This window comes from Sphingomonas bacterium (assembly GCF_903644135.1).
In the GTDB taxonomy this organism is placed as follows: domain Bacteria; phylum Pseudomonadota; class Alphaproteobacteria; order Sphingomonadales; family Sphingomonadaceae; genus Sphingomonas.
This window is the reverse complement of sequence record NZ_CAHJXA010000203.1, coordinates 1-5,136: the sequence shown is the minus strand read 5'-3', so window position 1 is coordinate 5,136 and position 5,136 is coordinate 1. Positions and strand designations below refer to the sequence as shown.

The 5,136-nt window shown below is 68.8% G+C and carries 5 protein-coding genes; 3 read left to right on the top strand and 2 right to left on the bottom strand.

The window, feature by feature from the left end:
* Window positions 1–316: 316 nt before the first annotated feature.
* Both HUU96_RS10885 and HUU96_RS10880 read right to left on the bottom strand, forming a co-directional pair.
* Complete coding sequence (locus HUU96_RS10885; RefSeq protein WP_174292825.1) at window positions 317–1,204, bottom strand: TIGR00730 family Rossman fold protein; 888 nt, start codon at window positions 1,202–1,204, stop codon at window positions 317–319.
* A 37-nt stretch (window positions 1,205–1,241) separates the two neighbouring features.
* Window positions 1,242–1,877, bottom strand: a complete 636-nt coding sequence (locus tag HUU96_RS10880) for an extensin family protein (protein ID WP_174292824.1) — start codon at window positions 1,875–1,877, stop codon at window positions 1,242–1,244.
* A 188-nt stretch (window positions 1,878–2,065) separates the two neighbouring features.
* On the opposite strand from HUU96_RS10880, the gene HUU96_RS10875 reads away from it, so the two are divergent.
* From HUU96_RS10875 to HUU96_RS10865, 3 genes are all read left to right on the top strand, one after another.
* Entirely contained in the window at window positions 2,066–3,217 is a 1,152-nt protein-coding gene (locus HUU96_RS10875) for a phosphoserine transaminase (RefSeq protein WP_174292823.1), read from the top strand.
* Between the two features lie 108 nt (window positions 3,218–3,325).
* Window positions 3,326–4,900, top strand: a complete 1,575-nt coding sequence (gene serA / locus HUU96_RS10870; RefSeq protein ID WP_174292822.1) for a phosphoglycerate dehydrogenase — start codon at window positions 3,326–3,328, stop codon at window positions 4,898–4,900.
* A gap of 13 nt (window positions 4,901–4,913) precedes the next feature.
* A partial coding sequence (locus tag HUU96_RS10865; RefSeq protein WP_254605185.1) for an ATP phosphoribosyltransferase regulatory subunit occupies window positions 4,914–5,136 on the top strand: 223 nt, incomplete at its 3' end.

The window sequence follows — 5,136 nt, the reverse complement described above, 5'->3', positions numbered from 1 at the left end:
CCGGCGGCACCGCGCCCAAGGGCGTGTCGGGCGCTCCCGGTGCGACCAGCGCGGTCAGCGCCGTCGCCACCGACCGCCGCGCGCCGACCGCCACCATCTCCAATACCGGCTCGCCCGCGTCGGGCGCGCCGTCGATCGATCCCGAAGCCACCAAGCAGGGCGCGAAGGCCAAGCAGTAAGCCGCAGCGCGCACCAGCGCAGCCACGCTGCGCGGGAGACGCGCAGGTCCGGCTGGCGGGCGGCATCGCCGACCCGTCCGACGACACGGGATTGGTCCCGTGTCGGCCTTTGGGTCTGACGCCGTGGCTCCTGCACCTTAAGCAGGCGGCGAGGGCTCCTGCGCGGCGCGCTCCTGGTAGAAGCGCTGCACCGCCTCCCATGCCTCCGCCGCCGTCTCGACATAGGTGAAGATGCCGAGGTCCTTCTCGGACACCACGCCTTCCTCGACCAGCGCGTCGAAGTTCACCACCCGCTCCCAAAAGGAGCGCCCGACCAGCAGCACCGGGATCGGCGCGATCTTGCCGGTCTGGATCAGCGTCAGCAACTCGAACAGCTCGTCGAATGTGCCGAACCCGCCCGGAAACGCCGCCAGCGCGCGCGCGTGAAGCAGAAAGTGCATCTTGCGCAGCGCGAAATAATGGAACTGGAAGCTCAGCGCCGGGGTGACATAGGGATTGGGTGCCTGTTCGTGCGGCAGGACGATGTTGAGCCCGATCGACTCTGCGCCGACGTCCTGTGCGCCGCGGTTGGCGGCCTCCATGATCGACGGACCGCCGCCCGAGCAGACCACGAACTGGCGCTTGCCGCTTTCGTCGAGCGGCAGTTGCGAGACGGTACGGGCAAGCTCGCGCGCGACATCGTAATAACGGCTCTTCTCGACCAGCTTCTGCGCGATCGCGCGGCCCTTGTCGTCGGTGGCGAGGTCGAGAATCGCCTGCGCCTTGGCCGGTTCGGGGATGCGCGCCGAGCCATACATGACGAAGGTCGAGGCGATGTTAGCCTCGGCGAGTAGCAGCTGCGGCTTCAACAATTCCAGCTGGAAACGGACCGGGCGCAAATCCTCGCGCAGCAGGAAGTCCATGTCTTGGAAGGCGAGGCGATAGGCCGGGTTCTGTGTCTGCGGGGTGGAGACGGCGTCCTTCGCGGACTGAGCATCCTGGCGGGCGCGCGGAAAGACGCGGCTGGGTACGCGGGTATCGGTCATCAACCGGGGTTACTGGCGACGGGTGGGGCGCGCAAGGCTAGCGGCACAGCCCGGCCCGATCGTCTTCGAGGTGGAAGTGATTGGCATGAGCGGCATTATAAGCGGGCGACAGCACTGTGCCGAAGCGCTTGCAGGCGGAGGCGTGGATGGCGGCGAGGAAGCGCTGCACCGCCGGGTCGGGCGAGGTCCAGTCGTGAAGGATCGTCACCCGCCGCCCGTCCTTGAGGACGAAGCCGCCAATGTCGATCGCGTTGGCGATGGCGTGGCCCGAGCGGCGGTTGGTGTTGCCGGCTGAGCCAACGACGTTGCGGCAGGCATAGCTGCCCATCCCCTCGACCCGCGCCAGCTCGCTGCCTAGCATCTGGAACGCCGCCGGTGCGACCGCGCCCCGCACCCAGCCGGCAAAGGCGCGTGCCTCGCCGCAGCGGATCGCGGTGAGGTTGGTGACCGGCACGCCGATATCGACCAGCTGCACCGCGCCGACCCAGCTGCAGCCCTTGCCAAAATCATGGTCGACCATCGGCGAGAAGCGGACGCCCATCGCCGCGAGGTCGGCGAAGCAGGCCTGCGTCTCGCGTTCCGCCGGGGCGGCGATCGAGCGCGGCGTGATCGTCGCCGGCGGCGATCGGCCGCAGCCGGCAAGCGCGATCGCCAGCATCGCCGCCGTCGTCATGCCGGGCCTGTACCGGCATCCAGAGCCCCACCAACCCATCGGTGTGGTGTGCGTAACCCTGGATGCCGACACAAGGCCGGCATGACAGTGGTGCGATAAGGCGGTTGCCCGTCGCGCCCGACCTCTCTAGGGCGATTGACGGGCCACGCGGTCCCAACGCCGCGCGTGCTCTCTGCAAGGAGAGTTACATGACTGATACCCTCGCGGCCGTTGGGGCCGCCGTGACTAGACCCGCGTCCAAGCCGGCGCGCCCCTTCTTCTCCTCGGGTCCCTGCGCCAAGCCGCCCGGCTGGTCGGCGGAGAAGCTCGCCACCGCCAGCCTCGGCCGCTCGCATCGCTCCAAGATTGGCAAGCAGCGGCTGCAATACGCGATCGACCTGATGCGCGAGGTGCTGGGGCTGCCCGACAGCCATCGCATCGGCATCGTTCCCGGCAGCGACACCGGCGCGTTCGAGATGGCGATGTGGACCATGCTGGGCGCGCGGCCGGTGACGACGCTGGCGTGGGAGAGCTTCGGCGAGGGCTGGGTGACCGACGCGGTCAAGCAGCTCAAGATCGAGCCGACCGTGATCCGCGCCGACTATGGCCGCCTGCCCGACCTGACTCAGGTCGACTGGGCGAGCGATGTGCTGTTCACCTGGAACGGCACCACCAGCGGCGTGCGCGTGCCGAACGCCGACTGGATCGCCGCCGACCGCGAGGGTTTGAGCTTCGCCGACGCGACCTCGGGGGTGTTCGCCTATGATATCGACTGGGCGAAGATCGATGTCGCGACCTTCTCGTGGCAGAAGGTGCTGGGCGGCGAAGGTGCGCACGGCGTGCTGATCCTCGGCCCGCGGGGCGTCGAGCGGCTGGAAAGCTATACGCCCGCTTGGCCACTTCCCAAGGTGTTCCGCCTGGTGTCGAAGGGCAAGCTGGCCGAGGGCGTGTTCAAGGGCGAAACGATCAACACCCCTTCGATGCTGGCGGTGGAGGACGCGATCTGGTCGCTCGAATGGGCGAAGTCGCTGGGCGAGGGCGGCCTGATCGAGCGCTCGGACGCCAACGCCGCCGCGCTCGATGCGATCGTCGAGACCCGCGACTGGCTCGGGCATCTGGCAGCCGATTCGACGAGCCGGTCGAAGACCAGTGTCTGCCTCACTGTCGAGGGTGCCGACGAGGCGTTCATCAAGCGGCTGTCCGGCCTGCTGGAGGCGGAAGGTGCCGCGTTCGACATCGCCGGCTATCGCGACGCCCCGCCGGGGCTGCGCATCTGGTGCGGGGCGACGGTCGACACCGCCGATATCGAGGCGCTCGGGCCATGGCTCGACTGGGCCTACGCGACCGCCAAAGCCTCTTAACCGTCATCCCCGCGAAAGCGGGAACCCATCTCCCAGCCGTTCCGCAAGCCGCTCCGCAGGAGCTGGGCCCCCGCCTTCGCGGGGATGACGGTAATCAAGGAACTTCTCATGCCCAAGGTACTGATTTCCGACAAAATGGACCCCCGCGCCGCGCAGATCTTTCGCGAGCGCGGCGTCGAGGTCGACGAGATCACCGGCAAGACGCCGGACGAACTCAAGGCGGTCATCGGCGGTTACGACGGCCTCGCCATCCGCTCCTCGACCAAGGTCACCGCCGCCATCCTCGAGCACGCGACCAACCTGAAGGTCGTCGGCCGCGCCGGCATCGGCGTCGACAATGTCGACATCCCCGCCGCCTCCGCCAAGGGCGTGGTGGTGATGAACACCCCGTTCGGCAACTCGATCACCACCGCCGAGCACGCCATCGCCCTTATGTTCGCCCTCGCCCGCGACCTGCCCGAGGCGGACCGGTCGACCCAGGCGGGCAAGTGGGAGAAGAACCGCTTCATGGGGGTCGAGATGACCGCCAAGACACTCGGCCTGATCGGCGCCGGCAACATCGGCAGCATCGTCGCCGACCGCGCCCGCGGGCTGAAGATGAAGGTGATCGCCTACGACCCGTTCCTGACCCCTGAGCGCGCGATCGAGATCGGGGTGGAGAAGGTCGACCTCGACACGCTGCTGGCGCGCGCCGACTTCATCACGCTGCACACGCCGCTGACCGACCAGACGCGCAACATCCTGTCGGCGGAGAACCTCGCCAGGACCAAGAAGGGCGTGCGCATCGTCAACTGCGCGCGCGGCGGCCTGATCGACGAGGCGGCGCTCAAGGCGGGGCTCGACAGCGGCCACATCGCCGGCGCGGCGCTCGACGTGTTCGTCGAGGAGCCTGCCAAGCAGAGCCCGCTGTTCGGTACGCCGGGCTTCATCTCCACCCCCCATCTGGGCGCGTCGACGACCGAGGCGCAGGTCAACGTCGCCATCCAGGTCGCCGAGCAGATGGCCGACTTCCTGATGGCGGGCGGCATCACCAACGCGCTCAACATGCCGTCGCTGTCGGCGGAGGAGGCTCCAAAGCTCAAGCCGTACATGGCGCTTGCCGAGAAGCTGGGCGGCATGGTCGGCCAGCTCACCACCGGCGCGGTCACCCGTGTGTCGATCCATACCGAAGGCGCGGCGGCGGAGCTCAATCCCAAGCCGATCACCAGCGCCGTGCTGGCGGGCTTCCTGCGCACTCAGACCGCGACGGTCAACATGGTCAACGCGCCGCTCCTGGCGCGCGACCGCGGCATCGAGGTGCGCGAGATCAGGACCGAGCGGGAGGGCGATTATCATACGCTGCTGCGCGTCGCGGTGAAGACTGCCGACGGCGAGCGGTCGGTGGTCGGCACGCTGTTCGGCGATGCCGGCCGGCTGGTCGAGCTGTTCGGGATCAAGGTCGAGGCCGATCTCGCCGGACCGATGCTGTACGTCGTCAACGAGGACGCGCCGGGCTTCATCGGCCGCCTCGGCACCGCGCTGGGTGAGGCGGGGGTCAATATCGGCACCTTCCATCTCGGCCGCCGCCAGGCTGCCGGCGAGGCGGTGCTGCTGTTGTCGATCGACGAGCCGGTCACCACCGAACTGCTCGCCACCGTCAAGGCGCTGCCGGGCGTGAAGACGGCGATGGGCTTGAGCTTCTGATCGCGCTAGGCGCTTGGGCGTGACCGCACTCCTCCCCGAAGGCTTCCGTGACGCGCTGCCGCCCCATGCCGATGCGGCGGCGGCGCTGGAGGCGCGGGTGCTGGAGGCGGCGCGGCGGCATGGCTATGAGCGGGTCGATCCGCCGCTGGCCGAGGCGGCTGCGGGGCTGGAGAGCCGGCTCAAGGCGGGCGGGCTGACCGACGCGGTGCGCTTCGTCGATCCGATCAGCCAGGAGA

Excerpts from the sequence above, each read along its gene's own strand:
- HUU96_RS10875 (WP_174292823.1), top strand. The coding sequence starts at position 2,066 with ATGACTGATACCCTCGCGGCCGTTGGGGCCGCCGTGACTAGACCCGCG.
- HUU96_RS10880 (WP_174292824.1), bottom strand. The coding sequence starts at position 1,877 with ATGACGACGGCGGCGATGCTGGCGATCGCGCTTGCCGGCTGCGGCCGA.
- HUU96_RS10885 (WP_174292825.1), bottom strand. The coding sequence starts at position 1,204 with ATGACCGATACCCGCGTACCCAGCCGCGTCTTTCCGCGCGCCCGCCAG.
- serA (WP_174292822.1), top strand. The coding sequence starts at position 3,326 with ATGCCCAAGGTACTGATTTCCGACAAAATGGACCCCCGCGCCGCGCAG.